Here is a 25,828-nt window from a genome sequence, read left to right as displayed (position 1 = left end):
GGTCGGTGGCTGCGCTCCCCGGCGCCCCCCCAATAACCCCCCGTCTCCCCCCCGGTGGGGGGGGGGGGGGGGGGGGGGGGGGGGGGGGGGGGGCCCCCGCGCCCCCCCCCCGCGCGGTGATCAGGTCTTTTGCTCTGCGAGATCCGGCCGTTGGACGGTGCCTCGGACTGCTACTTGGTGTCCGCGGCGGCCTTGCTGCCCTGGTTGAGCATGCCGCCGAGGGCGCTGAGGTTGCCGCCTCCGGCTCCCCCGGTGACGAGCGGTGCCGCCTTGCCGGCCGCGTCGACCGCGATCTGGGCCATCTTCTGGAGGTGTTCGGTGGCGGTCTTCAGGGCTTCCTGGGCGCGTACGCCGGCTTCCTTGTCGTTGGTGGCGGCGGCTTCGATGCCCTTGACGAGAACCTGGCTCATGGTGTTGAGGCCGCTCATGTCGCGGAACAGGTTCGCGGTGGCGATGGCCTGGACCGCCTGGAGGCCGTTCGGGTCTGGCATCACCACCGTCGGCGCGAACTTCGCCTGGGAGACGCCCATGCCGGGTGCCGTGGTGTCGAGGTTCTGCGCGCGTGAGGCGGTGGACACCGGGGCGATGTCGGCCGGTGTGATCTGGAGGGGCGAGTCCTTCCAGTTCCAGAAGCGGGTGAGGTCGATCTTCTCGGCCGAGTTGGACCGGCCGAGGACGGCCTCGGCGAAGACGCCGTTGGTGGCGATGGCGATCGTGTTGGTCACCGGTGCTCCGAACGTGTTGTCGCTCGCCTTGCGGGAGTCGGTCCACTCCTGTCGTTCCTCCTCGCTGGCGAAGTTCCAGCGGAAGCCGAGGTAGTTGCCGGTGGCGGCGATCGGCTTCGGGTCCAGCAGGGTACCGAGCGGGACCGGCGCGGCGGTCGAACCCGCGGGGGCGTACGAGTAGTTGGCGAGGATGCGGCTGAGCGTCAGCTCGTCGGCGTTGGCCCACACGGCCTGGCTGTAGTGCCGGCGGTTGTCGTTCAGGTGGTCCAGGACCGACTGGGGCACGTTCCCGCCCCGCACGTGGAAGCCGAGCGACGCGACGTAGGTGCGGCTGCCGGACTTCACCGTCGAGCCGAACAGCCCGCAGATGGCCGAGGCGCCCCCGGCGTCCTCGGACAGGTCGGGTGCGACGGTGGTGGTCGCGGCGACGCCGAAGTTGGCCACGCCCGAGGTCATCTTCAGGCGCAGCCCGGCGAGGCTGCCGCGGGCGGTCTTGCCGGACCAGGCGTCGTAGGAGATCAGCTTGTCGGCGGCGCCGAAGGTGTAGGTCGCCTGCTGCGTGCCGGAGGCGGCGATGTCGCCGCAGCCGAAGGTGTGGCTGGGGAAGATGATCTGGATGCCGCGGATTGCGGTGTCGTCGGACCAGACGTCGATTCTGGACGCGTAGGAGGAGTCTTCCTTCGGCTGGTCGTCGAAGGCTACGGGTGTCTCTCGTCCCAGGATCCGGCGTACTGTCCCGTTGTTCATCCGCACCCAGTAGTCGGCGGCGGCGGCCGAGGCGATCTGTGCCAGGCCGGTGACGCTCTGAAGGCCGTCGGCCGTGGGGCGGACCATGGTCGTCGCGCCGGACTCCACCAGGAGGGGCATGGTTTCGGTGCTGGACTGGGGCTGGACGACGGCCCAGAGCGCGCCGTCGGACGTGGCGGACAGACGCTGGACGCCCGTCGCGCTGCGTTGCACCCAGTTGGTGCCACTGCGCTCGTAGACGACCCCCTGCCGGGAGTACCACAGCTTGTCCTTGCCGGTGACGGCGATGTCGTCGGCCGTGATGCCCAAGTTCGACCATGAGCTCTGGCCGCGCTGGTGGATCACGTTGTTGGTGCCGACGACGTAGACCGAGTCGTCCGTGCCGCAGGCGATGCGCAGCCCCCAGCCAGTCGCCGGGTCGGTTCGCCAGGTCGTCCCGTCGAACTGGACGATCGCATTGTCGGTGGCTCGGAGTGCCCAGACGGTGTTCTTGCCCGGTGCGATGCGGGTCAGGCCACCGCTCAGGCCCGTGGTGGGCAGCGCGTTCCACCGCTGCGTCGCCGGGTCGAACCGGACCGGGCTGCCGTCGGCCTTGCGCACCCCGTACACGCCCATCGTCGAAGCGGCGATGTCGGCCAGCTCCACCCCGTCGAACTCCTGCCTGGTCGGCACCTCCGGTGCCGAGCACGCGTCGAGCCTGCGCACGGCGGTGTCGAACGGGTTCGCCGCGCGGATCTTCGCCGCCCAGTCGACCGGTGCCACCGACGCGAGTACCTCCTTGTACCGCTGGAGGCTGGTGTGAGTGAAGGTGAGTTCCTGCAGCGGGATGAACAGGCAGCGTTCGAGCTTGGTCGGCTTGGTCGTGACGCTGTAGACCTGGACGACCTCGTAGTACTGCACCGACATCGCGTGCATGTGGTTGTAGTTGGTGACGACCCGGGTGAGGACCTGGTCCTTCTCCGTCTGCGTCGTCTCGCGTACGACCGTCATGTTCCGGCTGCGGGCCGCGGTCGCCAGCTGTTGGGTCCGCGCGCTGATTCGCTGCGTCGCCTCCTGCGCGACCGACTTCACGCCCGTGGAGCGCGACACCGACGTCGCGATGCCCGTGTTCGACGACTTGCTCCAGTTGCCGCCGGCGCCGATGCCGAAGAGCGCGACGCCGACGCTGCCGCCTGAGCTGGACGACTGGCTGGACTGGAACCCCAGGGAGTTGCCGTACTGCTCCTCGCGGGCGATCGCGTTCGCGACCTCGCTGATCGACCGGTTCTGGTCGGTGGTTCCGGCGAGCGTTTCGGCCTCGGACGCCGTCTCGGTGCCGGTAGCCCTAGTGGTGCGCTGCCAGTCGACAACCGCGACCCTGGTGCTCTCGCCGGGCGCGAGCGCGAGGCTGTGCAGCAGCCTGCCGAGCGTGACGCCCTGGGCCGACCAGCTCTGCTCGGTGGTGACGATCATGCCCTCTGCCGGGCGGTTGTAGAACGGCAGGTTCTCCTCGCCGAGGTCGATGGCACCGGTCAGGGCGCGTGCCGGCTTCGCCCCGGGAATGTCGGTGAGCACCACCGAGCGGTACCGGACGATCTCCGTCGGGTAGTTGCCGGTGGTGGGGAGCAGGTCCTTCGGCGTCGGACCGTCGAGCATCGCCTTGTCCACCTCGAACTGGGGCGACGTACTCGCCGGGGCCGTCGCGCTCGCTGGAGTCGTTGCAGGGGTGGTGGCAGGTGTTCCGGTACTCGGAGTGCTCATCACGATTCCCATCTGCAAGGAAGACGAAGGAGACGTCGGCATGGCCGCCAGGGCATCGAGCGCCAGACCCATAGCGAAGGACGCCTTCCGGACCGCTCGAAAGTACACAGGCCGATCACAACAGCGGCACACTTCACTGAACTTGGCCAGAACCTGTGCCCGGGTCCTTGATCCAGAACTGGCCGTGTGACACCCGGGTCTCGATCGTGATGGCCTCCATCAGGCCGCCACGTAGAATTTGTCGCCGTTCAGCAGTCACCACGCGCCCTCTCGGGGGTGGCCGCCGGAGGCGTGGGGCAGGGCGCGGGGGCCGTGCCGCCCGTAGTAGGCCGTCCGCCAGGGCGAGCCGAACCGGGGCTCAGAGGTGTGGTCCCCACCGTGTCCGGGCCGGCTCTGAGTCGGCAAGGACACCACCAGGCCCACAACCTCTGCGGAAGGGGGCACGCGGACACGACCCCACGGGGCGCTGTCCGCGGAGTTCCCGAGGTCGAGTCTCGGGGTGGGCACCTTCGCCAGATGACGCGTTGTACAGAGCGTGTGGTCTTCGGCCCGATGCAACTGTTCACCGAGGGGGTGTTGTGCGCTGTATCGACTGCCGACTCACCGGGGACGCTGCGAAGCCCACCACAGGGCGTACGAAGCCCGTCCGACAGTCCGGGCGCGTCGAAGGTTGCCAGCCTGGTGGCACGGCGCCACAGTGAGGCGGAACGACTTCGCCGGCTGGTCGATCGGGCGGGGTCCGCGGTGTGCGGGCTGTGCGGGGGCGACTTCCCCGCGGCCCTGGTTGACGTGGACCATCGGACTCCGATCGCCCTCGGCGGCGAGGATACCGATGACAACGTGTGGCCACTGTGCCGCGAGTGCCACCGAGGAAAGACAGCCGCGGACTTCGGGGTGTTCCAGGTGGGGCCGTGAGTCACCTACCTCCGTGCCCACCAGGCGGCGGCGACGGTACTGCCCGCAGATGCCGTTGTGATGAGCCACGCGGGGATGCGCTGGATAGTCAAGTGCACGCCCCCGATGCGAAGTTCGAGGAACGGTGCGGACTTCTGGGGCTGCCTGTTGTTGTCCATGCCCACAGCTCAGCAGGACGGGCGGACACAACCAATGCTTGAAAGCGTGAAACTTGTGAAACCAGGCTCCAATCCGTGAATCCGCGTGAATTCGAGCCATGAGGGAGGTGCCTCATGTCCGGACGACCCCTTCCCCCGTCATCACTCCTCGGGTGTCCCGAGCCGACCGCCTGTGCCGGCTGCCGGCTCGCCTACTTCCGCGACCACAGGGCCGCGAGGGTCCCGCCGCCCGCCATGACTGCGGTGATGAGCCACGCGGGAATGCGGTTGATCGTCACGTGCAGTCCTCCCCAACGGAGTTCGAACCGGGGAGGTCGCTTCGTGCTGCCCGCCTGTCGAGTCATGTCCGCTACTTCAGCAGATGTCGGCCCGAGTTGGGGATCTTGCGCACCGCCTCCGGGCTCTCGCCCGCCTGGTTGAGCCCCCGAGCACCAAAAATTCACCCGTTCAGCGGTCGCGCGCTTCGCCATGATGCGCATCGAAGCGTGGCAATAGAGCGCAGGACACTATTTCACCGGCTTCATCCTGTTGACTGCCCGTCAGTCACATACGGTGAACTCCTGCTGGAGCGGCGCTCCGACAGCGGCCGGTGGGGGATGTCGGGCGGCGTTCTCGAGATAGGCGAGAACCTCTCCGGAGCAGTCGTGCGAGAGGTGCGGGAGGAGACGGGCATCGAGGTCGAGGTCACGGGTCTCGTGGGTACCTACAGCGACCCCGGCCACGTGATCGAGTTCTCCGACGGGGAAGTCCGACAGGAGTTCTCCCTGTGCTTCCGGGCGCGGCCGGTCGGCGGCGAGTTGGGTGCGAGCTCCGAGTCCTTCGAGGTCCGCTGGGTGGCGTGCGAGGAACCGGAGGAACTGGACATCGGCCCGACGGCCAGACTGAGGCTCGCCCACGGATCCGGAACGAGGCGGCCCCCGTGCCGGGTGAGAAGGTGCCGGGGAGGACGGAGAGCACCGCGCGGCGCGGCCGGGGTGGTTGGGCGGAGCCAGGGGGAGGGTGGCTCACGGTGCAGGGGACAGTGTGTGGAGCCAGTGGCGGGCTTGGGGGGCGGTGTGGAGGTGGATGACGTGGGCGTGGGGGTGGGCGGCGAGGAAGGTGGCGGTTTCGGTGCGGCGGGTGGCGTGGTGGGTCCAGGCCCAGCGGATGGGGTGGTGGGGGTCGTGGAGGAGGGCGTGCCAGGTTTCGGTGTTGCCGTTCCAGAGGACGCGGCGGGTGGTCGCGCGCAGTAGTGAGCGGCGGATGACGCGGTGCATGACGGTGTGTCGGGGCAGGTCGAGCCAGACGAAGGTGTCGGCGCGGGTGCCCAGCAGGTCGCCGACGATGCGGTGGTATTGCGCGTCGCAGATCCAGGCGGGGCCTTCGGTGAGTTCGCGGACGTCGTCCTCGAATTCGGGGCGTCTGGTCCAGTCGGGGCCGTGGTAGAGGGCGTCCATCTCGATGTGGCGGATGCCGAGCCGGCGGGAGAGGGCCGCCGCCAGGGTGGTCTTGCCGGCTCCGGAGATGCCGGCGATCACGATCCTGCGCATGCGGCCGCCCGTTCCGGGGCGGGGGAGAGCGGGCGTAGGACGCGGCCGACGGCGGGGGCGGTCGCGGCGCAGCCGGCGGCCATGGTCAGCCACAGCACGCCGTTGCCGACGGTCATCAGCTTCACCCCGATCACCGGGGCGAACAGCGCGTCACCGGCGGTGCCGACGAAGGCGGCGCACAGCACCACCGGGACCGGGCCCAGGACAGGCACGTCCTGCGGATCGACGGGCCCTGTCCGCCCGGCACCGGCGGCCTGGACCTCCGTGCCACCGACCTGCGGGCCGCCCCGGCCCTGCTGCTCGCTGCCCTGGCGGTCCTGGGCACCACCGTGCTACGCAACCACCAGCACCTCGACCGTGGCTACCGCGACATCACCGGCGACCTGCGGAACTGGGCGCAGACGTGCGCCGGACCGCGCTGGTGCCCCGCCTCTGCTGACAGCCCCGCTGGCCGGCGGGAGAACCACGGGTCCATGGGCGATCGCATCGCCGTACCAGAGGTCACTACTGTGGTGCGCGCGAAGGGCATGCGCGCTCGCACGGGGACTCCGTGGCGCGGAGGAACCTGCCCTCGACCGGCATCAGCCGCGACGGTGGAGGAAGCAAGCAGGCCACGTGAGGCACGACGAACACGAGGACCAGGACGGCGGGAGCCCGATAGGCGGGCGCCTGGCGCGTTGGCGAGCCCGCCGGGCGGTCAGCGTCGACGAGCTCGCCGTGCGGACCGGCATCTCTCCTGGTCGCCTTGTCGACCTCGAAGCCGGCCGGGACTGGGTGGACCGCCACCGCGACCTGGCATCTCTGGCCGGGGCCCTGCGGCTGGACGCTGCCGATCTGACCGGGCAGCCCTACCCGCCGGCCGGCGGCGAGCACGTCCTGGTGAGGGCTGTCGCCTTCCAGCTGCGGCGTGAAATTTCCGAGACGGGCCCAGCACAGCAGACCGGGGCGCTGGAGGATCTTGATGCCCGAACCGAGCTGGCCTTGACAGCCGAAGCGGCCGGGGACGACCACGCGCTGGCCCGGTCACTGCCGGGTCTGATCCGGCTTGGCGATACCGTTGCCGCGACCGCGCCGACCGCAGCCCTGCAGCGAGCGGCCGAGCTGCGGGTACGCGGGCATGTCGCGGCGGCCGGGCTGCTGCGACGCCTCGGTTACCGGGACCTGGCCTGGATGCTGCTGCACCGGGCCCGCCCCACTGGGCCGGAGCCGGTGCCCTTCCTGGCCGAGGAGACCCGGCTGTTGATGGACATGGGGCTGCCGGAGATCGCACTTGCCCGGGTGGAGCGGGCGCACGACTCCGACGCCGATCTGACCCTGCGACTGCTGGAGGCTGTGGCGAACGTGACTGCCGGGCGCCGGGAGGTGGCAGAACGGTTGCTTCAGCAGGCCGCCGGAAGGGCCCGGGATGCTCGGGCACATGCGACTGTGTCGGCAGCTCATGTCGTGGTCGCGGCAGAGGCGGGAGCCGCGGACGAGGCGGTCGACCATGCCCGGTCGGCGGATCTGGACGCCTTGGACACGGCTTGGCGGGCGCGGGTACTGGTGACCGCCGCATCCGCTCATGCCCGGCTCGGCCAGGACACCACGGCTGCGGCCTCGTTGGTCCTGGCCGAGAGCCTCGCTCCCCTGCGGGTCCGTCTCTCCCCGTTCGCCCGTGAGTTGCTGTCCGTCCTGCCTGCCCGCATCGGCGACCACGAAGCAGCGGAGACGGTCCGTCGGATCGTCGGCCGGGCCGCGATACGGTGAGTCCGCGTCGCCTGTTCCGGGCGAATCCGTCCTGACGCACCGCCAGCCACCGTAGGCTACGACCCGGTCACCGGAACTGCGGGGATTGGGTGCGATGAGCGAAGAGCAAGCCCAACAGATCGGCCAACGGCTGCGGTCGGCCCGTCGTCAGCGCGGGACGAGCCTGCGGACGCTGGCCGAACTGGCCGGTCTCTCGGTCGGATTCCTGTCGATGGTGGAGAACGGCCGGCGGTATCTGGACCGCACTGGGCATATCAACGCCCTGGCCGAGGCTTTGAAGATCGCCCCGTCCGAGCTGACCGGCCGGCCATACGCCCCTGCCGCCCCGACCGCGGCAAGCGCGCACGAAGCCATCCCGACGCTGCGCCTCGCTCTGATGGGTATGAACCTGGGTCTGCCGCCGGACCAGCGTCCGCCCGCCGGTCCGGTCGGCCTGCTGGCTGAACGGGTCGCCGAGGTCAACCGGCTCTATCACGCCTGCGAGTACGGCCAGGTCGCTGAGGTGCTTCCCGGTCTGCTCGGGGACCTGCACGCGGCAGCCGACGCAGCTCCGGGTCACCGGCGGCAGGCCCTGCTGCGGCTGCTGGTGGATTCCTACCACCCGGCCGGCACGCTGTTGCTGAAGAACCTCGGCTATACGGACCTGGCATTCATCGCGGTCACCCGGGCCGCCGAGGTGATCGCCGAACTGGAGGATCCGATCTACCAAGCGCTGTCGGGGTTCTTCCACACTCACGTGCTCATGGCCGCCGGCAGCCCCGCCCAAGCCCTGGCGCGGGCTGGACAGGCCGCGGACGAGGTCGAGCGGCACCTGATGAGCCCAGCCGCACACGCGCTGTTGGGCGAGCTGCACCTGATCCAGGCAACCTGCCTGAGTCTGGATGTCCGCCGCTCGGGTGCCGAGCGAACCTGCGAGGTCAACCAGCACCTCGCTGAGGCCGCCAACCTGGCGTCTCGCACTGGTGAGACCAAGGCCTGGCATCTGAACTTCGGCCCCACCAACGTCGGTATCCACCAGGTCAGTTTGAATACCGACCTCGGCCTGCACGGAAAGGCCGTAGCGGCAGGGGCCGGCGTCCATCCGCAGACCCTGGCCGCCCCGGGCAGGGAGGCCGCCTTCCGCGCGGACCTGGGGCGGTCGCTGGCGCACCTACGCGGCCGGGACACCGAGGCGGTCGCCTCGCTGCTGGCGGCCGAACATGTCGCGCCCCAGCGCATTCACGCCAACGTGCTCGTCCGCGAGACCGTCTCCGGCCTGCTGGACCGTCAGTTGCCCTCGCACGCCGCCCGGGACCTCCGAGGGATGGCCCATCGCATGGGCCTGCAGCTCTGACCTGCACAATCGCCCGGTGGCTACCAACACGCCCTGACCACGACCCCGCCCGGACGCGCCGCGAGTTCCGCCCCGGTCTCCGCCTGACGTCTCACCAGGGGCTCTCCTACCGGGAGGGCTCCTGGCCGTTGCCGGGTCCGTAGTTCACAGCGGTGAACACCACAGCGTGCTGGCGTAGGTCTCCGCCCGGTCCAGCCAGCCATCGCGCCACGCGGCGTACGGGTCGCCGAGGACGAGCGGGTCGAGCACCGTCCTGCGGAAGCCGCACTCGGCGAGCAGGTGGACGGTCTGGTGCTGAAAGCGAGGTCGGCCGGTGGCGAGGCCGGCCGGCAGGATGACCGTCCCCGCGCCGGGGGACGGCAGGTCGGGCACCGTGAGGTGCCGCAGCCTCGGTATGCCCATGGCCGGCGGGTCAGGTGGTGAGGGGCCTGCCGAGGGCCAGGTCCGTGAACGCCTTGATGCCGTCGGCGCCGTGGCCCAGGCGCCGGAGGCGGTCGATCGCCAGCAGCAGAGCCTGGGCTGCGATGTCGGCCGCGTACGTCCCGGTGGGGCCGTCGGGCTGGCCGATGCCGTCGCAGATCCACTCGGAGAGCTTCTCCACTCCCAGGTCGTCGAGGAGGAGGCCGTGGGAGGCGTGGACCTCGCCGACGACGCCGAATACGGCCTCCAGCCTGGTGGAGGCCTCACGCTCGCAGCGCAGGCCGGGGGTCTGGGAGTAGACCTCGGGGACGTAGGTGCAGCCGGCCGGAGGAGCAGCCTTCAGCTGTTGCCAGACCTCGGCCGTCGCCGCGTCGGTGCCCAGCGAGGCCGTGAGGGTGAAGGTATGGACAGACAAGGTCGGTTCCTGGTGCGTCGAAGGCGGGAGGTGGTTACGGGTGGGTGGGAATCGCGAGGCGTTCGATGCGGGCTGCCAGACCGGGGTCGCTTTCGGTGCGGCCGAGCCGGCACATGGTGGTGGTGCGTACCGCGGTGGCCTTGACGCCGCGCATGCTCATGCACAGGTGCTCGCCGGTGGTGAAGACGGAGATGTCATCGGTGGCGGCGGCCTTGGCGAGGTCATGGGCGACGTCGTGCGTGATGCGTTCCTGGAGCTGGAGGGCGTGGGTGTGGGCCTCCAGGTGCCGTACGAGCTTGGACAGGCCGAGGACGGCGGTGCCCGGCACGTAGGCGATGGAGACGTCGAGGCGGAAGGGGAGCAGGTGGTGCTCGCAGACGCTCCACGCCTCGATGCCGGTCAGCAGGACGAAGTCGCCGTACCGGCCCTCCTGGGCGAAGCTGGTGTCGAGCCTGCCGGGGTCGTGGTCGAGGAACTCGCCCCACCAGTCGGCGAACCGGCGGGGTGTGTCTTGGAGGCCGTCGCGGTCGGGGTCTTCGCCGAGGGCGAGCAGCAGTTCGCGGGTCAGCTCCCGGACGCGCGGGCGGTCGACGGGGCGACGGTGCTGGGCCTGCACGGGTATGGACGTCATGGTCGTCCCTTGGGGGTGAGTTGACGGAGGGTGGGCCGCTGGAGTGCGGCAGCTCAGAGGTGGGTGGCGCCGGGCAGGCAGCCGAGGATCGGCACGGTGGTGAACGCCTCCGCGTACCGGGTGCCGATGCGGGCGCCCCAGAGCCGGCCGAGGCTCTCGGCCATGGGTCCGAAGTGCTGCTCGATCGGCTGGCTCATGTGCTCGCGCAGCGCGGCCAGCTTGGTGTCGAAGGTCGCGGTGGCGTCCACGATCACGTCGGCGCGCACCGGGCCGTCAAGGGTCAGCGAGTTGTAGGTGTCGCAGGTGTAGAAGCGGCTCGGCCGGCCGGTGGCGATCCGCGGCTCGGGGACGGCCGCGAGCACGCTGGCGGCGACTGCCCGATGCTCGGGGTGGACATCACCCAGCGGGTGGGTGATGACGGTCTCCGGCTGCGTCTCCAGCAGCAGATCCCGCACGGTGGCATGGTCGAGCCGGGGGACCTGGCGCAGTTCGGCGCGGAGGACGGCGGCGCCTTTGCGGGCCTCGGCGTCGCGGACGTCGTCGTGGTGCGGGACGACGATGGTGACGGCGGCGCTCCTGGCGTGGAGGGCGAGGGTGGCGCCGGCCCACAGTTCGGCGTCGTCGGGGTGCGCGAAGGCGGCCAGGATCGAGCCCGGGCCAGCACTGCTCACCACAGCCCGAGCTTCTCGACGACGTCGGCGGGCTTCGGCAGCTGGGGGCTGGCCTCGCCGCGGAGGGCGACGGGCACGTCCAGGTCGCGGCGCACCGTGATCGTCGCCTCCCACCGCAGTACGTCGGCCCAGGCGGTGGTGATCGCCGTGCCCTTGGAGCCGGTCAGCCGGCCGGAGCCAGGCAGGTCGGACAGCCGCATGCCGTCGCGTAGGAGGGCGGCGGCGACCTTCGGGCCGACGCCGCGGACGCCGGGGATGTTGTCGGACTTGTCGCCGGTCAGGGCGCGGAAGGCCGGCCACTGGGCGGGGGTGACGCCGTAGCGGGCGAGGACCTGGTCGGCGGTGATGATCCGCTGGGAGGACTTCCGGGAGCGGTTGAGGATGCGCACGCGGTCGTCGAGGAGCTGGTAGAAGTCCATGTCCCGCGACATCACCAGGACCGGTCGGGAGGCGGCAGCACGGGTGGCGAGGGTGGCGATGACGTCGTCGGCCTCGGCATCGCTGACCTCGACCCACCGGATTCCGTGCGCGTCCAGGCCGTCTTTCACCGGGGCGAGGAACCGCAGCGGCTTGAGCGCCTCAGGCGTCGCCTCCCGGTTCGCCTTGTACTCCTGGTCGGCGGCCACGCGTTCGGCCGTGCCGTGCTCGCCGTCGAAGACCACCAGGACCTCGGGCTGTGCGACGTCGAGGTCGTCGCGGACCGTGGCACGCAGCAGGGCGAAGAAGGCGAACAGGCCGGTCAGTTCGCGGGTCTTGTCACGGGAGAAGATCGGGGCGGGGAAGCCGAAGGTGCCGGCCCACAGAAGGTTGAACCCGTCGACAAGCAGCAACGGCGCAGGGGCTACAGGGTTTTCGGGCATCACGACACCGCCTCCAGAAAGAAGTCAGCGATTCGGCGCGGCTCGAACTCGGCCGCTCTCCGATACACGGTCTGTGTAGTCGCGGCGTACAGTATGTCATCTTCCAGCAGGGTTCGTGCCGCCTTGTGGAGGGCGGTCGGGCCGTCGGCGTGGTCGACGAGCAGGTGCTCGCCATCGCCGGTCGGGCTGATCAGGGCGGGCAGGTTGCCGACCCGGTAGGCGACGACCGGGGTGCCGACGCTCATCGCCTCCAGCGCCACCAGACCGAAGGTCTCCTTGTGGCTGGGCACGATGACCACCGCCGCGCCGGAGAGCCAGGGAAGCACCTCGTCCCAGGCCAGCGCCCCGCGCAGACGGACGTTCGGGGTTCGGGTTGCTGCTTTCCTACAGGCGTCGAGGAGTTCGGACTGGGATCCCGTACTGTCCTCGAACCCGGCTTCGGCGAGGGTTACTTCGAGGGACCGGTCCCAGCGGGAGATGGCCTCCAGCAGGTCGAGTACGCCCTTCTCCGGCCCGAGCCGTGAGAGGACGCGCACCGGGCCGTTGCGGCGGAGCTGTTCGCGGCGCTCCGGGGTTGGTGGGGCCACGGTGGGGTCGGGCATGAGTGCGTTGGGGACGATGCGGAGGTTGTGCGGGCCCCAGCCGGCCAGCTCGTCGCGCACGACGGCGGAGGGCACGAGGACGCGGGTGGCGCGGGCGAGGGCCGGCCCGGCGTCGAGGGTGTGCGGCTTGACGTGGGCGGCGAGCGCCCGGCGGACGTGGCCGGGGACGTCGCCGCGCAGGCGGCCGAGGCCCCACAGCGCGTCGGTGAACAGGACGGTGTCGATGCGGTGTTCGGTGATCAGGTCCCGGATCTGGTGGGTCAGCCTGGTGTCCTGGTAGGTGACGGCGCGGCGCAGAACGTCGTCGTCGCACGGGAACTGCACGTCGTCGAGGCGCAATCGGGCGATGGTGACGCCGGGGAGGCCGGGGCCTTCGGGCTGGGGTGCGGCGGTGCCGATGACGGGCCGGTGGCCGTTGTGGGCGAGGCCGAGGGCCAGTGCGGCCGTCGCGCGTTCGATGCCGGCCGGGGCGTCAGGGGTCCAGGAGACGAGGACCAGCAGGACGCCGCGGGAGGCGGGGCGGGTGATCACCGGGCGCTCACCCACTTCAGGGCGGGGACGGGCTGGGTCTGGCCGCTGTGCGGCGTCTCCCAGGGGAAGACGACCCAGTCGTCGACGCTCCAGGCCCACCGGTCGGGGGTCTGCGTGCACCCGCGGTTGCGGAAGAGTGCCGCCGTCATGATCTCGGCGGAGTAGTCGAGCCGGTCGTTCAGCGCATTGGTGACGGCGGTGAACGTCGCTCCGGTGCCGGCGATGTCGTCCACGAGGAGCACTGTCCCGGACAGGCGCCCGGGCAGGGAGTCGGCGAGCTGGACCTCGACGTCGCCAGTGGCCTGCTGGAACGGGGAGTCGCTCTTGTTGTGCCTGGCGGAGACGGTATGGAAGGGCACTTTGAGGTAGTCGGCCATGAGGCGGGCCGGTTTGATCCCGCCGGAGGCGATGCCGATCACACAGGTCACGTCCGGGTCGATCCCGACGACGGACTCGGCGATCAGGCGGGCCGCGTCGAAGCACTGGTAGTGCGTCGGCGCGAACGGGACGCGTTGGGCGAAGACCCGCCTTCCGGTGCGCGAGGAGCTGGTCACGAGGAACTCCCGGACGTGGGCAGGCGCAGGTCGGACGGGCCGGTGACGGGGACGAACGCGGAGATGCCGGTGGCACCCCGGGTGTTGCGCCAGGCGTAGCCGTCGGCGCGCAGGACGGTGAAGCCGCTCGCGCTGGTGCGGGTGCGCAGCCGGACCCGGATATCGGTGGGGACGGCGAGCGGGCCGACGATGTCCTGGGCCTGCTCGTCGGTGAGCATCTGTTCGGCGGCGAGGGCGGCGCCGGAGCCGATGGGGAGCATCTGGAGGAAGGTCACCCCGCCGGCACCGAGTTGGGCGGCGCGGTCCAGCAGTGTCTGGGCCTCGTGCTTGTTGGACTGCATGAGGACCATCTGGAGCTGTACGAACAGGCCTTCGTCGACGGCGGCGCGGATGCCCGCGACGGCGCGCCGGTAGCTGTCCTGGCCGCGCCAGTAGTCGTGGGTGGCCTCGGTGGCCCCGTCGAGGGAGACCCGGATCGCGTCGAGGGAGTCGGCGAGCTCCTCGGCACGGCGGGCGAGGTGCCAGCCGTTGGTGGTGCAGCTGACCACGCTGGTGCCCTGACGGCGGATCGCGCGGGCGAGTTCGGGCAGGTCGCGCAGCAGCAGCGGCTCGCCGCCGGAGATGTCCACGCCCAGGACCCCCGAGGCAGCGATGTGGCCGGCGAGGACGCGCCGCTCGGCCGCAGTGGACTCGCGCACGCTCTTGTCGTCGAGGCACTGCGGGCAGTCCAGGTTGCAGCGCACGATCGGGGACCAGCACATGCTCGGCGGGTATTCGAGCGCGAGGACGGCTGGGTCGGCCTCGGGCCAGGCGGCCACCTGCCGGTCGTCCAGGGCGACGCAGCCGACGGGCAGGGGCAGGGGCTGGGGCGGAAGGTGGTTGGTGCCCACTGCCGGGTCGTGCACGACGGTGGTGCCGTCGAATGTAGCGGCGGCGAAAGCGCGGATCATCGGGTGATCACCTCGGCGTCGGTCAGGTGCTTGTCGGCGGCGGCGACAAAGGCGTCGCCGCGGTCGGCGGGGGCAGGGAGGGACAGCAGGTGGCGGTAGTGGGCGAGCGTCGCGGGCCAGGAGGCGAGCTTGGCCTGCCACTGGGCGGCGGCGTCCGGCGGGTCGAGGTGGAAGCCCACAGCCTGACGTAGCGGGACCACGAGGCAGCCGGAGGCGATCAGGGCCGCGCCGAGGTGGGTGTCCTCCATGCCCCAGCCCAGCGCCCCGAACTCCTCGTCGAAGCCGCCGACGTCCACCAACTGCTCGCGCGGCACCGCCAGCAGCGCGGTGACGACCATCCGGGGCAGGTCCCAGTCGTAGTAGGACCGCCCGTACCCGAGCGTCTGGAAGTCGTTGGTGGCATCCAGCGGGCGCCCGTCCAGCACGTCGGTGAGCGTGAGGCCGGAGTACGGCAGGACCTTGCCCACCGGGGGTTTCCAGGTGACGCGGTGGTCGGCACCGAGGAGCGGGGGCGCCTTGGGCAGCAGCGGCTCACCGCAGGGCGACGCACGATAGGCGACGTTGTGCCGGAACCCGGCCAGCACGGTGTCAGCCGCGGCGCGCACGGCGACATCGGCGAACACGTGGGAGGGCAGCACCATGTCCGCGTCGACGAACAGGACGGTCGGCGCCTGGGCGAGGCGGGCACCGATATTGCGTGCCGCCGCCGAGCCGCGTCGCTCGGCCAGACGCACCACGGTGGTGACCACCGGGTGCCGGCGGGCGATCTCGAACGTCGCGTCCGTGGAGGCATCGTCCACGAGGATCACCTCCACGTCGGCCGCGTGCTGCTGCGCGCCGAGCGCGTTCAGCACCGTCGGCAGGGCGTAGGCGGTGTTGCGGGCCGGGATCATGACCGACAGGGCCCGGCCGGCGCCGCCGCCCGCGGGGGTGGGCTGGTGCCAGTTCAGACCGGTGCGCTCGGTGAACCCGGTGGTGAAGTGCCGGTGGGCGTTGGCCTGGGTCTTGAGCGCGTCCGTGAGGCTGATGTTCATCACGGCCACCTCCATTCGTCGAGCACGGCGGCGGCCTGAGGCCAGCCGCGGGGGTCGGGGATCCAGTGCAGGACCGGGCGCTCCGGCAGGGCCAGGAGGTCGGCGAGCAGGACCAGGTAGTCGGGTTCGAGGACCAGCAGCACCCGCTGCGGGACGCCATTGGCGGCGAAGTCGCGCCGCAGCTGCCCGTTCACGATCAGGCGCAGTCCTTCGGCCCGGCCGGAGTCGAGGCGCTGGTCATACGAGGTGATCAGGTCGTCCGTACGCACCAGGCCGAATGCCGCGGACAGGAAGCGGATCCGGCTGCGGGCGTGCGGGTGATCGGCGAAGCGCGCGTGCAGCTGAGGGGCGATGCCCCCGGTGTACCGCTCCAGGGCGGGCAGGAGGCCGACGTCCGGCGCCTTGCGTCGGGAACAGCCCGCGATCACGAGGTCGCCGATCATGCCGCCCTCACCACCCGGAAGCCGATGCCAGGCGAGCTGAGCTCGGCCGGCGCGGCGTTCAGGAACGTGCACCGGGCGTACAGCGGCAGGGAGTGATAGGAGCCACCGCGGATCACAAAACCGCTGCCGATCGTCCTCGAAGCAGTCCACTCCCAACAGTTGCCCGCCATGTCCCACAGCCCGGTCGGGGTCCGACCCCGAGGGTGGGAACTGACCGGGGTGAGCCGTCCGCAGAGGCCGCGCAGGTTCGCTCGTCCCTCGGCCGGCTCCTCGTCTCCCCACGGGTACCGTCGGCGCTCGGGCCCGCAGGCCGCCCACTCCCACTCCTTCGACAGCGGCAGCCGGCCGCCCAGGTCGGCGGCGATCCGGGCCGCCTGCGCGTGGGCGACCCCGACCAGCGGCCGGTGGTCCGGGGCGAGGCCGAGCTGGGCCGGAGTAACCGGCGTCGCCGTCCACTCCAGGTCGACCACCTTCACCGGCTTCTGCCGGTCGCCGAACAGGCAGACACCGCCCGGCACCGGCACCCAGGCGAGCCTGCGGCCGCCGAGGTTCATCGTCATCGCTGCCCCCTTCATCCGGCGATCAGGAACAGGTCTTCGGCGTTCACGCCGGCCCAGACCTTGGACTTGGCGAGGTTGGGACGCAGCCCACAGCGCGCCAGCGCCCCGGTGATGGCTTCGAGGGCCTCTCCGGCTTGCTCGGCGCTGCCGCAGAAGACGCAGTAGTTGTCCGCGAACCGCACCGTGCGCAGCCCCGCAAGCCTCGCGTCCGCCCGCGACAGCCGCAGGTTGATCAGCAGTGGCGCGAGCGCCGTGCCCGGGACGAGCGGACACGGCAACGACTCCAGCACCCGCTCGAACAGTCGCAGGAACGAGCCGTCCGCCACGTGCTCGGCCAGCCAGTCGGTGACCTCGGCCGCGGACGACCCCTCCGACACCCGCCGCACGTCCACGTCCGCCACCCACCGGAAGCCCTCCCGCAGGTGTCGGTCGGAGTCGCGCACAGCGGTGATCCGGTTCCGCCCGGCCCGGTAGCCCGAGACCCAGTCGGCGAACGCCCGCTGCTCCAACACCGGCTCGATCGCGGACCGCATCGCCCGCTGGACGATCCGGTCCGCCACCGTCGGGATCACCGAGGGCATCGCCTTGCCGGTGTAGGTGGTGATCGCCACCTCGCGCAGCGGACCGGGCCGCCAGGAACCCGTCCGAAGTTCCTCGGCCAGGGCTTCCAGCCGGCCGTCCATGCCCTGCCGGAACTGCGCCCAGCTCATCCCGTCGGCGCCCGGTGACCCCGAGCGGCGCATGCAGGCCCGCGCGGCGGCCTTCAGGTGACGCGCCTCGACGAGGAATGGCATCAGCGAATGTGCGCGCGCAGGAAGGGAGTTGGCTATAGTAGGTCGTGCCTGGACGGCATGCAGGATCCCGCTCCCCACTGCACCGCATACTTGGCCGCTACCCAACACGCGCGGCCTCGGGGAGCCGGAACGACCGCGCCGTCCAGGTGCTTCGGTGTTCTCACCGGCCACGTTCGGCCTCCCAGAGCAGCGTGTGCAGCCGCGGCGTCAGGTTCCAGCCCCGCCCCAGAACCTGGTCCGCCAGCTCCCGCATCGTGCGCAGGACCACCGCGCTGTTCTCCCCTTCCGGCATGACCCACACGTCGGGAAGCGAGAACTCCTCTACCAGGGAGGCGACTTCGTCGAGCTGGCCGGCCTCGTGCACGACGAACTTGAACCGGGCCTTCCCGCAGGTGGCCAACGCCTTCAGAGCCTTCGGGACGATCCGCCGGTCTCCGGGCGCGGCGAAGGCCTCCAGCTTCGGCGACACGTTGAACGCCGTGACCGACTCGACCAGGTCCGGCCGCGGGACGACGGTGCCGTTCGTCTCCACCTCCACCTGGCGGCCCGACAGCAACTGCATCAGGTCGACGAGCTGGGGCTGTTGGAGCAGCGGCTCACCTCCGGTGACCACCACCAGCCGTGGAGAGCGGGCCATCACCCACGTGGCCAGATCCTCGACGCCGTGCCGCGTGGACACCTCCTGCGGGTCGAACCGGGACCAGTCCCACGTCTCCGGGGTGTCGCACCCCGGACAGCGGAGGTTGCAGCGCGACAGCCGGACGAACAGCGACTGCTGCCCGACGCTCGGACCCTCGCCCTGGAACGTCGGCCCGAAGCACTCCGCCACCAGCAGACCCCTGCCGCCGGCGACCTCGCCCCCGGACAGGCTCATTGCCCCTCCAGTACGAACTCGGCCCAGCTGCTGGCCGTTTCCGACACCCGCACCGACGCCAGCCGGCCCGGCAGCGACGGTTCCATATGCCCCACGAACCAGGCGGCCAGCCAGGCGGCGAGGTTCTCCGACGTCGGGGAGACCGACAGGACATCGTTCAGCACCCGGTGGTCGAGCGTGCTGTCGATCAGTTTCTTCACTGGGGCGAGGTCGCCGAAGTCCGTGACGAACCCGGGCGGCACCAGGCGGTCGGCGGTGAGAACGAACTCCACCGCGTAGGAGTGGCCGTGCATCCGCGCGCACTGGTGCCCCTCCGGCAGGTGAGGCAGGAAGTGGGCCGCCTCGAACCGGAACGTCTTCCCGATCCGGTGCCGGCCGGGGACAGCGATCCCGTTCATCGAGCCGCCCTGGTGGACGCGACGGCGTAATCGGTCGGGTCCTCGACCTCGGCGAGCACGAACGCCTCGATCCGCTCGGTGCACGTCCCGCACGTCCCGCAGTGCAGCTCGCCCCCGCGGTAGCACGACCAGGTGTCCACGAACGGCACACCGACCTGCTCGGCGACCCTCACGATGTCCGCCTTCGTCTGGTCGATGAACGGCGCCAGCAACTGGAAGCCCTCGGCGATAAACCCCTCGTTGCCGACCCGTGCGACCTCGCCGAACACGTCGAAGAACTCGGCGCGGCAGTCCGGGTAGACGGTGTGGTCGCCGGAGTGGGCACCGAACGCCACCGCGTCCGCCCCCGTGGCGACTGCCACACCCACAGCGACCGAGAGCATGATCGCGTTCCGGTTCGGCACCACGGTGCTGCGCATGCTCTCGGCGGTGTAGTGGCCGCCGGGAACTTCGATGGACGGGTCCGTCAGTGCCGAGCCCGACAACAGGCGGCCGAGACCGCTCAGCTCCACCACCTCGTGGCGGGCGTTCAGGCGGCCGGCGGCCTGGCGGGCGAAGTCGAGCTCCTTCCGGTGCCGCTGCCCGTAGTCGAAGGAGAGCAGCGTGAGCCGGCTGCCGCGGTCGGCGAGCAAGTAGGCAACGGTGGTGCTGTCCAGCCCACCGGAGGCGATCACCACCGCGTGCTGCGTGGGGGCGTGTTCAGTCATCTCCATACGACTTCCTTGTAGTCCTCCGCTGTCGGAGGTCGGAGTGAGCCCGGTCACTGTGCGTCCCTGACGGGCCCGGCGGGCGGGCCGACAACTCACGGACGGACTCGGACCAGTCATGGTCATCGGTTTTCTTGCCTGGAAAGCTGTCGAGCCTGACGGGAGCGCCGCCCGAGCACGGCCGGACGGCGTGCCGACGCCCAGGTGCGTGCGGCTCCGCGGCAGTGCGTAGGGAGGACCCCGGTCCAAGGTGCGAAATCCTTGGGGGCTCATACGGAAGCACCTGCCAAGCCCGTTGGAACAGTGCAGACTTGTGGCAACGTTCGGCAGTGATGTTGAGAAAGCGCTGATGACCTGCGCGGTTGGTGCACCTGGAACTCTTGGGGAGAGTGCGATGGCACGATGGGGACGGCTCGCCGTGCAGCGCAGGGCCGCCGGCTACACCCAGGAGCAACTGGCGACGCTGATGGACGTCGACCGCACAACCGTCCACCGCTGGGAGAAGGGCACGGCGACGCCGCAACCGTGGCAGATGCCGAAGCTCGCGAGGCTGTTGAAGGTTTCTGCGACCGAGTTGCGCTCTTTGCTCCCCGGAGGATCGGGTGCGGTCGGTGCGCCGGTCGTCGTTCCGGAGAACGGCGACCGGCGAGCACAAGCGGTGCACCAGCGCGGCCGAGGCGAGCAGAGGATGACGTCGGTAGGGTCGCCTCTGGCACAGGTGAGCGGCCTGGTCGCCGACTGGCTGTCCATCAGCTCACCAACCGAAGCGACTGCGTTGGTACTGCCGGTGACCGGGGCCGACCTCGGCGCCGCCGAGGGAATGCTCGACCTGTTCCGTCAGCTCGATCACACACACGGGGCTCGGCAGTACCAGCGGCAGGTCAGCTCCTACATCGACAACGAACTCGAAGCACTTCTCCGCCGCCCGGTCGCGGACGAGTCGGTCGCTCGTCGGAGAGCAAGGGTCACAGCAGGATTCTGCGAGCTCGCCGGATACCAGGCCGTTGACACCGGAGACCACGACCAAGCCCAGGCGTACTACCGGCGCGCGCTTACCCTGACGGCCGTGACCAACGATCAGGCGTACAGCGCTTACCTCGTGGCGGTGAACCTCGGGCACCTCGCGCTGCACTGCGGAGAGCCGGAGACCGCCCTGCGCTGGGCAGCCTCGGCCCAGACGGCGGCTGGGACCGCCGCGAGCCCGGCAACCCGGGCCGCCATCACCGCCGTCGTGGCCCGCGCGAACGCCAGGATGCGCCGGGAGGCTGAGGCGACCGAGCTGATCGTCCAGGCCGAGAAGCTGCTCGACACCGTTGACCACCAGGACGAGCCCACCTGGATCCGCTACTTCAACCATGCCTACCTCGCGGACGAGGCGGCCCATTGCCTCCACGACCTCGGTCGCGCCCCGGCCGCGAGGAACCGACTCGCCGAGGCGCTCAGCGGAGTGGGGGAGGACAGGGTCCGCCGGCGGGCGATCGACGCCGCTCTGCTCGCCGCCACCTGGCTTCGCACCGGGGACCTGGACCGGGCGTGCGCGGCCGGCCGGGACGCCGTCGCCTACACAGCCAGGACGGGTTCAGGCCGGTGTGTCGAGCGGGTGGCCGGAGTCCTGGCCGACCTGCGGGTCCACGCCGACTACGCCCCGGCCCGGGAGCTTCGCGAGTTCGCCCGCGCCGTGCTGCCCGAGGCCGACGCCATGGCCGTCACGCTCTCGGGCAGCTCATGAGGCGCAGGTAGAAGTCGAGTTCGGCACGGAGGGCCTGTTCCCGGGCGGCGGGCGCCGACAGGTAGTGGTCGCCGTCCTCCACCAGCAGGCTGTCGTGGTCACCGCCGAGGGCGGCCAGGTTCTGGGCGAAGTGCATCGCCTCCTCGGCGGACGTGATCGTGTCGGCGGTGCCGTGGATCACCAGCACGGGACACCGGATCCGTTCCGGCGCCGCCGCGCCCGCAGGCCCCCTCAGCACGGCCGCATGGGGGCGCTGGAACTCCGGGACGGACAGCTCCCACCGAGCGGGGTCGATGATCGCTGAGGTGGCCGTCGCACCGGCGAACGGCCCGGGACGACTCGCCGCCTGGAGCGCGGTGTACCCGCCGGCGCTCGCGCCGCTGATGAACATCGCCCCGGGCAGTGCCACGCCGGTCGAGCGCAGGTGCTCGGCCACCGCGGTGCAGTCCTCGACGTCGTACTCGCCCCAATGGCCGTGCAGCACCTGCCGGAAGGCGCGGCCCCGGCCGGTGCTGCCCCGGTAGAGGACCTCGGCGACGGCGAAGCCGTGGCTGACGAAGAACTGGGTCGTCCAGTCCAGCCGCAGGGGCACATCGTCCGTCGGACCGGGGTGCGCTCGCACCAGAAGCGGCACGGGTGCCGTTGTTCCCGCAGGCCGGTGCAGCAGGAAGCGGACACGACCGTCCGAACCCTGTGCCGTGTCGACCGACGGCGGGAAAGGCGTCCAACGCGGAACGGCCCCTGACCGAGCGCCCGCCGGGACGGCCAGGGCGTCGGCTCGTACTGTGAGGTCGAGCGACCACAAGCCGGGGGCGGACGACGGGGTGGCGCCGATCACGGCGAGCCGGTCGTCGTCGACCGCGATGTACGGCTTCACCGAGGTGAGGTTCTGGCCGATCCGGCGCCGATTGCCGGTGGGATCGACGGCGACGAGTTCGGTGGTGAACCCGTTCAGTAGGGTCAGCACGACGGTGCCGTCGGGGGCGAATCCGTACGACTGGTAGCCCGCTTCCCAGGGCGCCGGCGCGCAGTCCGCATCGGTGGGCAGGACAGCCGTCACCATGTCGTCGCGAAGCCGGTAGAGGTTCCACCAACCCGTTCGGTCGGACATGAAGTACAGCAGTCCGTCCGGCCCCCAGGACGGCTGGACCACGGACTCCGAGGAGCTGCCCGCCATGACCCGACCCGCTCCGGGGCGGCCGGAACGGACGTCGGCCAGCAGAAGGCGGCAGCTGTCCCAAGGCATCTGGTCCCGGCCCCACTCCAGGTACGCCAGGGCGTCTTCTGCGAGTCGAGGACAGGAGAGGAACCCGGAGGAGTGAACCAGGACCTTGACGTCTCCGGCTGGCGACACAGCGACGATCTCGTCGGCGGCGCCGTCGCTACGAACCGCGAGTACATTGCCGTCCGGGCTCGGAGCGAGGTCCCCGTAGTGTTCCGAGCCGCGTACGGGCACGGTCCTGTCCGGTGCGCGGCCGAGCGGTTGGTGGAAGAGGGAGCCGTCGTCACTGACGAACCACAAGCCGTCCTGGACCACGGCGAAGCTGCCGCCACCGTAGGCGTGGAACTCACTCCCGACCGAGAAATCGGATGGCGTCACCGCGAAGGTCTTGCCGGCGCGCTCCGAACACATCACACGCCGGACCCCGCCGTGGTCGGGGTCGGACTGCAGCCACCACAGCGAGCCTGCCACGGCCTGGAGTTCGTCGTACGCGACGACTTTGCGCGCTACCCAAGCGGGTGCCAGCCCGCTGCCCTGAGAGCTCATGGAAGGGATCCTGCCGAATCACGCCGGTAAGTGCCACCGCCACAGGGTTGCCGATACACGACACCCAGGCGCCCGGTCCGAATTCGCCGGGGGCCGAGACGCATCCCGAAAACGTCAGCGCTGCCGCCCGCTTCCGTTCACAGGCGACAGCGCTGGACTTAGCGGCTCGCGGCTGTGGGGAGGCCGGGGCGGCGGCACCGAGCGGTGGCAGGTCACCGTCCTTATCCCGCGCGCGGCCGTGCCGGGTGAGCAGGTGCCGGGCCGGCGGGATGCGTTCGGGTGGCGGACAGCTCACGGCGGCGGTGTCGGGGGGAGGGAGTGGAGCCAGTGGCGGGCTTGGGGGGCGGTGTGGAGGTGGATGACGTGGGCGTGGGGGTGGGCGGCGAGGAAGGTGGCGGTTTCGGTGCGGCGGGTGGCGTGTTGGGTCCAGGCCCAGCGGATGGGGTGGTGGGGGTCGTGGAGGAGGGCGTGCCAGGTTTCGGTGTTGCCGTTCCAGAGGACGCGGCGGGTGGTCGCGCGCAGCAGTGAGCGGCGGATGACGCGGTGCATGACGGTGTGTCGGGGCAGGTCGAGCCAGACGAAGGTGTCGGCGCGGTTGCCCAGGACGTCGCCGACGATGTGGTGGTACTGGGCGTCGCAGATCCAGGCGGGGCCTTCGGTGAGTTCGCGGACGTCGTCCTCGAATTCGGGGCGTCTGGTCCAGTCGGGCCCGTGGTAGAGGGCGTCCATCTCGATGTGGCGGATGCCGAGCCGACGGGAGAGGGCCGCCGCGAGTGTCGTCTTGCCGGCTCCGGAGATGCCGGCGATCACGATCCGGCGCATGCGGCCGCCCGTTCCGGGGCGGGGGAGAGCGGGCGTAGGACGCGGCCGACGGCGGGGGCGGTCGCGGCGCAGCCGGCGGCCATGGTCAGCCACAGCACGCCGTTGCCGACCGTCATCAGCTTCGCCCCGATCAGCGGGGCCAGCGTGCCGGCCACTCCCCAGGCGGTCTGGAAGGCCGCGCTGTAGCGGCCCTTCAGTTCTTCCGGTGCGGCTTCGTGGGCCACGGCGGTCATCACCGGGGCGAACAGCGCGTCACCGGCGGTGCCGACGAAGGCGGCGCTCAGCACCACCGGGACCGCCCAGGTCGGGCCGAGCCGGCCGGCGGGCACCAGCAGGAGGAAGGCGGCGCCGAAGAGTAGGCAGGCGAGCCGCAGGCTGTGCGCGGGGGAGCGGCGTTCGCCGTAGCGGGCGGCGGACCGGCGGGAGAGCACCAGGGAGGCGCAGGTGGCGACGACGGCCGCTCCCGGCAGCCAGGTCGGCCCGTGCATGACGTCGAGCGCCACCAGGGGGAGCATCACCGTCAGGGTCTCGGAGATCACCGCGAACTGGATCTGGACCAGACAGAACAGCTGGTAGGGCCGGTCCCCGGCGAGCGTCCGCCGTCCGTCGGGGACCGGCCCGCTCGCGTCTTCCCCGACCGCGGGCTCCGCGCCGGGGAGGGCGGGCCGCCGTGCCGGGTGCAGGACGGCGAGGACGAGCGCGGCGGCCAGCAGGTAGGTGGCGGCGTTGGCGTACGCCAGCAGGTGCAGGCCGCTCGCGTGGCCGATCAGCAGGCCGCCGAGGCCGCCGCCGACGGCCCAGCCGCTGATCCGCAGCACGTTCTGCGTGCCGAGGACGCGGGTGAGCTCGCCCGCCGGGGTCAGGCGGGCGAGCATGGGGGTGTTCGCGGTCCAGAACAGCCGGTCGGAGGCGGAGTAGACGCAGGTGGCCGCCGCGACCTGCCAGGGCGAGGTGATCACCGGGTAGCTGACGAAGACCGCCGCCCGGGCCGCGTTGCCGAGCAGGACGAACCTCTCCGGCCCCCACCGGTCGACCAGGCCGCCGCCGAGCGGGCCGGCGGCCAGGCCGAGCAGGCCGCCCACGGTGAGGGCGGTGCCCGTGTCGCCGAGCGACAGGTGCTGGGCCCTGGTGAAGAAGATCAGGGCCACCGGGGTCCACAGCCCGTTGCCGATGTTGTCGATCGTCATCGCCAGCAGGTACAGGCGCTGTTCGCGGGTCATCCCCGGCCGGTGGAGGCCGCGGCCCGGGCGTACCGCCGTCGCATCCGACGTCATGCTGCGGGCTCCTGTCGTCTCACGGCCCGACCGTCGTGCCGTGGTGGTGCTCGGCGCGGAAGTGCGCCAGCAGTGCGTGCGGTGCCCGGCCGTCGAGGATGGTCGCGGCGGGGACGCCCGAGCGCACCGCCCGTACGCAGGCTTCCAGCTTGGGGGCCATGCCGTGGGACAGGCGCGGCAGGAACTCCTCGGCCTCGTCGGCGGTGAGCCGGGGGATCAGGCCGTCGGTGTCGGGCCAGTGCCGGTAGAGCCCGGGGACGTCCGTCACCAGGACGAGGGCCTCGGCGCGCAGGGCGGTGGCGAGCGCGGCCGCGGCCAGGTCGGCGTTGACGTTGTAGACCACCCCGTCGGCGCCGCGGGCGAGGCTGGACACGACCGGGATGCGGTGGTCGGCGAGGAGGGTGCGCAGGGCGCCGTCGTCCACCTCGGTGACCTCGCCGACCAGGCCGATGTCGACGGGTACGCCGTCGTCCAGCGCGGGCCGCCGGACGGCCGTCAGCGTGTTGGCGTCCTCGCCGGTCATCCCGACGGCGAGCGGGCCGTGCCGGTTGAGCAGGCCGACGAGGTCGCGCTGTACCTGGCCGGCCAGCACCATGCGCACCACCTGGATGGTCTGCGCGGTGGTGACCCGCAGCCCCCGGACGAACTCCGGCCGCAGCCCGAGCCGCTTCAGGTGGGCGTCGATCTGCGGGCCGCCGCCGTGGACGACGACGGGCCGGATCCCGGCCCGCCACAGGGCGACCAGGTCCTCCGCGAAGGACCGGCCGGCCTGTGGGTCCTCCAGGACCTTCCCGCCGGCCTTGACCAGTACCGTGCTGCCGCGCAGGCGGCCCAGCGGGTCGGCGGCCCCGACGGCGTCGGGCAACGGGGACGCGGCCCCGGCAGTGTCGGGCACCGG

At 71.2% G+C, this 25,828-nt stretch carries 26 protein-coding genes and 1 pseudogene; 5 read left to right on the top strand and 22 right to left on the bottom strand.

Annotated features, from left to right (window positions below; translation table 11 throughout):
- Positions 1-170: 170 nt before the first annotated feature.
- Positions 171-3,212: a hypothetical protein gene (locus ACFQ6N_RS04030; RefSeq protein WP_380646695.1), complete on the bottom strand. Its 3,042-nt coding sequence runs from the start codon at positions 3,210-3,212 to the stop codon at positions 171-173.
- Positions 3,213-3,728: 516 nt separating this feature from the next.
- Here ACFQ6N_RS04030 and ACFQ6N_RS04025 point away from each other — a divergent pair.
- Positions 3,729-4,127, top strand: a complete 399-nt coding sequence (locus ACFQ6N_RS04025) for an HNH endonuclease (protein ID WP_380646694.1) — start codon at positions 3,729-3,731, stop codon at positions 4,125-4,127.
- Positions 4,128-4,383: 256 nt separating this feature from the next.
- Positions 4,384-5,130 (top strand): annotated as a pseudogene (locus ACFQ6N_RS04020) (NUDIX domain-containing protein); the annotation flags it as partial.
- Positions 5,131-5,289: 159 nt separating this feature from the next.
- Here ACFQ6N_RS04020 and ACFQ6N_RS04015 read toward each other — a convergent pair.
- Positions 5,290-5,814, bottom strand: a complete 525-nt coding sequence (locus ACFQ6N_RS04015) for an adenylate kinase (protein ID WP_380646879.1) — start codon at positions 5,812-5,814, stop codon at positions 5,290-5,292.
- On the bottom strand, positions 5,799-6,026 hold the full coding sequence (locus ACFQ6N_RS04010) for a hypothetical protein (RefSeq protein ID WP_380646693.1): 228 nt from the start codon (positions 6,024-6,026) through the stop codon (positions 5,799-5,801). The genes ACFQ6N_RS04015 and ACFQ6N_RS04010 overlap by 16 nt, the downstream gene beginning before the upstream one ends.
- A gap of 403 nt (positions 6,027-6,429) precedes the next feature.
- On the opposite strand from ACFQ6N_RS04010, the gene ACFQ6N_RS04005 reads away from it, so the two are divergent.
- Positions 6,430-7,560, top strand: a complete 1,131-nt coding sequence (locus ACFQ6N_RS04005) for a helix-turn-helix domain-containing protein (RefSeq protein WP_380646692.1) — start codon at positions 6,430-6,432, stop codon at positions 7,558-7,560.
- A 94-nt stretch (positions 7,561-7,654) separates the two neighbouring features.
- On the top strand, positions 7,655-8,893 hold the full coding sequence (locus tag ACFQ6N_RS04000; RefSeq protein WP_380646691.1) for a helix-turn-helix domain-containing protein: 1,239 nt from the start codon (positions 7,655-7,657) through the stop codon (positions 8,891-8,893).
- A gap of 144 nt (positions 8,894-9,037) precedes the next feature.
- Here ACFQ6N_RS04000 and ACFQ6N_RS03995 read toward each other — a convergent pair whose 3' ends face one another.
- From ACFQ6N_RS03995 to queC, 15 genes are all read right to left on the bottom strand, one after another.
- Positions 9,038-9,295, bottom strand: a complete 258-nt coding sequence (locus ACFQ6N_RS03995) for a hypothetical protein (protein WP_380646690.1) — start codon at positions 9,293-9,295, stop codon at positions 9,038-9,040.
- A 10-nt stretch (positions 9,296-9,305) separates the two neighbouring features.
- Entirely contained in the window at positions 9,306-9,728 is a 423-nt protein-coding gene (locus ACFQ6N_RS03990) for an amidase (protein ID WP_380646689.1), read from the bottom strand.
- A 34-nt stretch (positions 9,729-9,762) separates the two neighbouring features.
- Positions 9,763-10,359, bottom strand: a complete 597-nt coding sequence (gene folE / locus ACFQ6N_RS03985) for a GTP cyclohydrolase I (RefSeq protein ID WP_380646688.1) — start codon at positions 10,357-10,359, stop codon at positions 9,763-9,765.
- Between the two features lie 53 nt (positions 10,360-10,412).
- Positions 10,413-11,030 carry a PIG-L deacetylase family protein gene (locus ACFQ6N_RS03980; protein WP_380646686.1) on the bottom strand — a complete coding sequence of 206 codons (618 nt, stop codon included), beginning with the start codon at positions 11,028-11,030 and terminating at the stop codon, positions 10,413-10,415.
- Positions 11,027-11,860: a 5'-3' exonuclease H3TH domain-containing protein gene (locus ACFQ6N_RS03975; RefSeq protein WP_380646684.1), complete on the bottom strand. Its 834-nt coding sequence runs from the start codon at positions 11,858-11,860 to the stop codon at positions 11,027-11,029. The genes ACFQ6N_RS03980 and ACFQ6N_RS03975 overlap by 4 nt, the downstream gene beginning before the upstream one ends.
- A gap of 29 nt (positions 11,861-11,889) precedes the next feature.
- A complete protein-coding gene (locus ACFQ6N_RS03970; protein ID WP_380646683.1) occupies positions 11,890-13,023 on the bottom strand; it encodes a glycosyltransferase family 4 protein in 1,134 nt (377 codons plus the stop codon).
- Positions 13,020-13,577 (bottom strand): phosphoribosyltransferase, encoded by a 558-nt coding sequence (locus ACFQ6N_RS03965; RefSeq protein WP_380646682.1) that lies wholly within the window; start codon positions 13,575-13,577, stop codon positions 13,020-13,022. Before ACFQ6N_RS03965 ends, ACFQ6N_RS03970 begins: the two co-directional genes overlap by 4 nt.
- Positions 13,574-14,527: a radical SAM protein gene (locus ACFQ6N_RS03960; RefSeq protein WP_380646680.1), complete on the bottom strand. Its 954-nt coding sequence runs from the start codon at positions 14,525-14,527 to the stop codon at positions 13,574-13,576. The genes ACFQ6N_RS03965 and ACFQ6N_RS03960 overlap by 4 nt, the downstream gene beginning before the upstream one ends.
- Entirely contained in the window at positions 14,524-15,561 is a 1,038-nt protein-coding gene (locus tag ACFQ6N_RS03955) for a glycosyltransferase family 2 protein (RefSeq protein WP_380646679.1), read from the bottom strand. The genes ACFQ6N_RS03960 and ACFQ6N_RS03955 overlap by 4 nt, the downstream gene beginning before the upstream one ends.
- Positions 15,561-16,004: a hypothetical protein gene (locus ACFQ6N_RS03950; protein ID WP_380646678.1), complete on the bottom strand. Its 444-nt coding sequence runs from the start codon at positions 16,002-16,004 to the stop codon at positions 15,561-15,563. The genes ACFQ6N_RS03955 and ACFQ6N_RS03950 overlap by 1 nt, the downstream gene beginning before the upstream one ends.
- The gene (locus ACFQ6N_RS03945) at positions 16,001-16,564 is read right to left on the bottom strand and encodes a formylglycine-generating enzyme family protein (protein ID WP_380646676.1); all 564 of its coding nucleotides are present in this window, start codon (positions 16,562-16,564) and stop codon (positions 16,001-16,003) included. Before ACFQ6N_RS03945 ends, ACFQ6N_RS03950 begins: the two co-directional genes overlap by 4 nt.
- Before the next feature lie 11 nt (positions 16,565-16,575).
- Positions 16,576-17,358 carry a reverse transcriptase domain-containing protein gene (locus tag ACFQ6N_RS03940; RefSeq protein ID WP_380646675.1) on the bottom strand — a complete coding sequence of 261 codons (783 nt, stop codon included), beginning with the start codon at positions 17,356-17,358 and terminating at the stop codon, positions 16,576-16,578.
- Between the two features lie 160 nt (positions 17,359-17,518).
- Positions 17,519-18,232 carry a 7-carboxy-7-deazaguanine synthase QueE gene (locus ACFQ6N_RS03935; protein WP_380646674.1) on the bottom strand — a complete coding sequence of 238 codons (714 nt, stop codon included), beginning with the start codon at positions 18,230-18,232 and terminating at the stop codon, positions 17,519-17,521.
- Entirely contained in the window at positions 18,229-18,630 is a 402-nt protein-coding gene (locus ACFQ6N_RS03930) for a 6-pyruvoyl tetrahydropterin synthase family protein (protein ID WP_380646673.1), read from the bottom strand. The genes ACFQ6N_RS03935 and ACFQ6N_RS03930 overlap by 4 nt, the downstream gene beginning before the upstream one ends.
- Positions 18,627-19,343, bottom strand: coding sequence for a 7-cyano-7-deazaguanine synthase QueC (gene queC, locus ACFQ6N_RS03925; RefSeq protein WP_380646672.1), 717 nt, complete (start codon positions 19,341-19,343; stop codon positions 18,627-18,629). The genes ACFQ6N_RS03930 and queC overlap by 4 nt, the downstream gene beginning before the upstream one ends.
- A gap of 388 nt (positions 19,344-19,731) precedes the next feature.
- Between queC and ACFQ6N_RS03920 the strand changes: the two genes are divergently transcribed.
- A complete protein-coding gene (locus ACFQ6N_RS03920; RefSeq protein WP_380646671.1) occupies positions 19,732-21,066 on the top strand; it encodes a helix-turn-helix domain-containing protein in 1,335 nt (444 codons plus the stop codon).
- Here ACFQ6N_RS03920 and ACFQ6N_RS03915 read toward each other — a convergent pair.
- The 4 genes from ACFQ6N_RS03915 to argB form a co-directional block, all read right to left on the bottom strand.
- Positions 21,044-22,834, bottom strand: coding sequence for a prolyl oligopeptidase family serine peptidase (locus ACFQ6N_RS03915; RefSeq protein WP_380646670.1), 1,791 nt, complete (start codon positions 22,832-22,834; stop codon positions 21,044-21,046). The two genes, ACFQ6N_RS03920 and ACFQ6N_RS03915, sit on opposite strands and share 23 nt — an antisense overlap.
- Positions 22,835-23,125: 291 nt before the next feature.
- Positions 23,126-23,656: an adenylate kinase gene (locus ACFQ6N_RS03910; protein ID WP_380646669.1), complete on the bottom strand. Its 531-nt coding sequence runs from the start codon at positions 23,654-23,656 to the stop codon at positions 23,126-23,128.
- Positions 23,641-24,930: an MFS transporter gene (locus ACFQ6N_RS03905; protein ID WP_380646668.1), complete on the bottom strand. Its 1,290-nt coding sequence runs from the start codon at positions 24,928-24,930 to the stop codon at positions 23,641-23,643. The genes ACFQ6N_RS03910 and ACFQ6N_RS03905 overlap by 16 nt, the downstream gene beginning before the upstream one ends.
- 19 nt (positions 24,931-24,949) lie before the next feature.
- Positions 24,950-25,825, bottom strand: a complete 876-nt coding sequence (argB, locus tag ACFQ6N_RS03900) for an acetylglutamate kinase (protein WP_380646666.1) — start codon at positions 25,823-25,825, stop codon at positions 24,950-24,952.
- Between the last annotated feature and the right edge of the window lie 3 nt (positions 25,826-25,828).

Source organism: Kitasatospora sp. NPDC056446 (assembly GCF_042796115.1).
Taxonomy (GTDB): domain Bacteria; phylum Actinomycetota; class Actinomycetes; order Streptomycetales; family Streptomycetaceae; genus Kitasatospora.
This window is presented reverse-complemented; position numbering and strand designations above follow the sequence as displayed.

Bases quoted from the DNA above. Each gene is read 5' to 3' on its own strand.
- ACFQ6N_RS04030 (WP_380646695.1), bottom strand. From the start codon at position 3,212: ATGAGCACTCCGAGTACCGGAACACCTGCCACCACCCCTGCAACGACT.
- ACFQ6N_RS04025 (WP_380646694.1), top strand. From the start codon at position 3,729: ATGACGCGTTGTACAGAGCGTGTGGTCTTCGGCCCGATGCAACTGTTC.
- ACFQ6N_RS04015 (WP_380646879.1), bottom strand. From the start codon at position 5,814: ATGCGCAGGATCGTGATCGCCGGCATCTCCGGAGCCGGCAAGACCACC.
- ACFQ6N_RS04000 (WP_380646691.1), top strand. From the start codon at position 7,655: ATGAGCGAAGAGCAAGCCCAACAGATCGGCCAACGGCTGCGGTCGGCC.
- ACFQ6N_RS03995 (WP_380646690.1), bottom strand. From the start codon at position 9,295: ATGGGCATACCGAGGCTGCGGCACCTCACGGTGCCCGACCTGCCGTCC.
- folE (WP_380646688.1), bottom strand. From the start codon at position 10,359: ATGACGTCCATACCCGTGCAGGCCCAGCACCGTCGCCCCGTCGACCGC.
- ACFQ6N_RS03960 (WP_380646680.1), bottom strand. From the start codon at position 14,527: ATGATCCGCGCTTTCGCCGCCGCTACATTCGACGGCACCACCGTCGTG.
- ACFQ6N_RS03955 (WP_380646679.1), bottom strand. From the start codon at position 15,561: ATGAACATCAGCCTCACGGACGCGCTCAAGACCCAGGCCAACGCCCAC.
- ACFQ6N_RS03950 (WP_380646678.1), bottom strand. From the start codon at position 16,004: ATGATCGGCGACCTCGTGATCGCGGGCTGTTCCCGACGCAAGGCGCCG.
- ACFQ6N_RS03945 (WP_380646676.1), bottom strand. From the start codon at position 16,564: ATGACGATGAACCTCGGCGGCCGCAGGCTCGCCTGGGTGCCGGTGCCG.
- ACFQ6N_RS03940 (WP_380646675.1), bottom strand. From the start codon at position 17,358: ATGCCATTCCTCGTCGAGGCGCGTCACCTGAAGGCCGCCGCGCGGGCC.
- ACFQ6N_RS03935 (WP_380646674.1), bottom strand. From the start codon at position 18,232: ATGAGCCTGTCCGGGGGCGAGGTCGCCGGCGGCAGGGGTCTGCTGGTG.
- ACFQ6N_RS03930 (WP_380646673.1), bottom strand. From the start codon at position 18,630: ATGAACGGGATCGCTGTCCCCGGCCGGCACCGGATCGGGAAGACGTTC.
- queC (WP_380646672.1), bottom strand. From the start codon at position 19,343: ATGGAGATGACTGAACACGCCCCCACGCAGCACGCGGTGGTGATCGCC.
- ACFQ6N_RS03920 (WP_380646671.1), top strand. From the start codon at position 19,732: ATGGCACGATGGGGACGGCTCGCCGTGCAGCGCAGGGCCGCCGGCTAC.
- ACFQ6N_RS03915 (WP_380646670.1), bottom strand. From the start codon at position 22,834: ATGAGCTCTCAGGGCAGCGGGCTGGCACCCGCTTGGGTAGCGCGCAAA.
- ACFQ6N_RS03910 (WP_380646669.1), bottom strand. From the start codon at position 23,656: ATGCGCCGGATCGTGATCGCCGGCATCTCCGGAGCCGGCAAGACGACA.
- ACFQ6N_RS03905 (WP_380646668.1), bottom strand. From the start codon at position 24,930: ATGACGTCGGATGCGACGGCGGTACGCCCGGGCCGCGGCCTCCACCGG.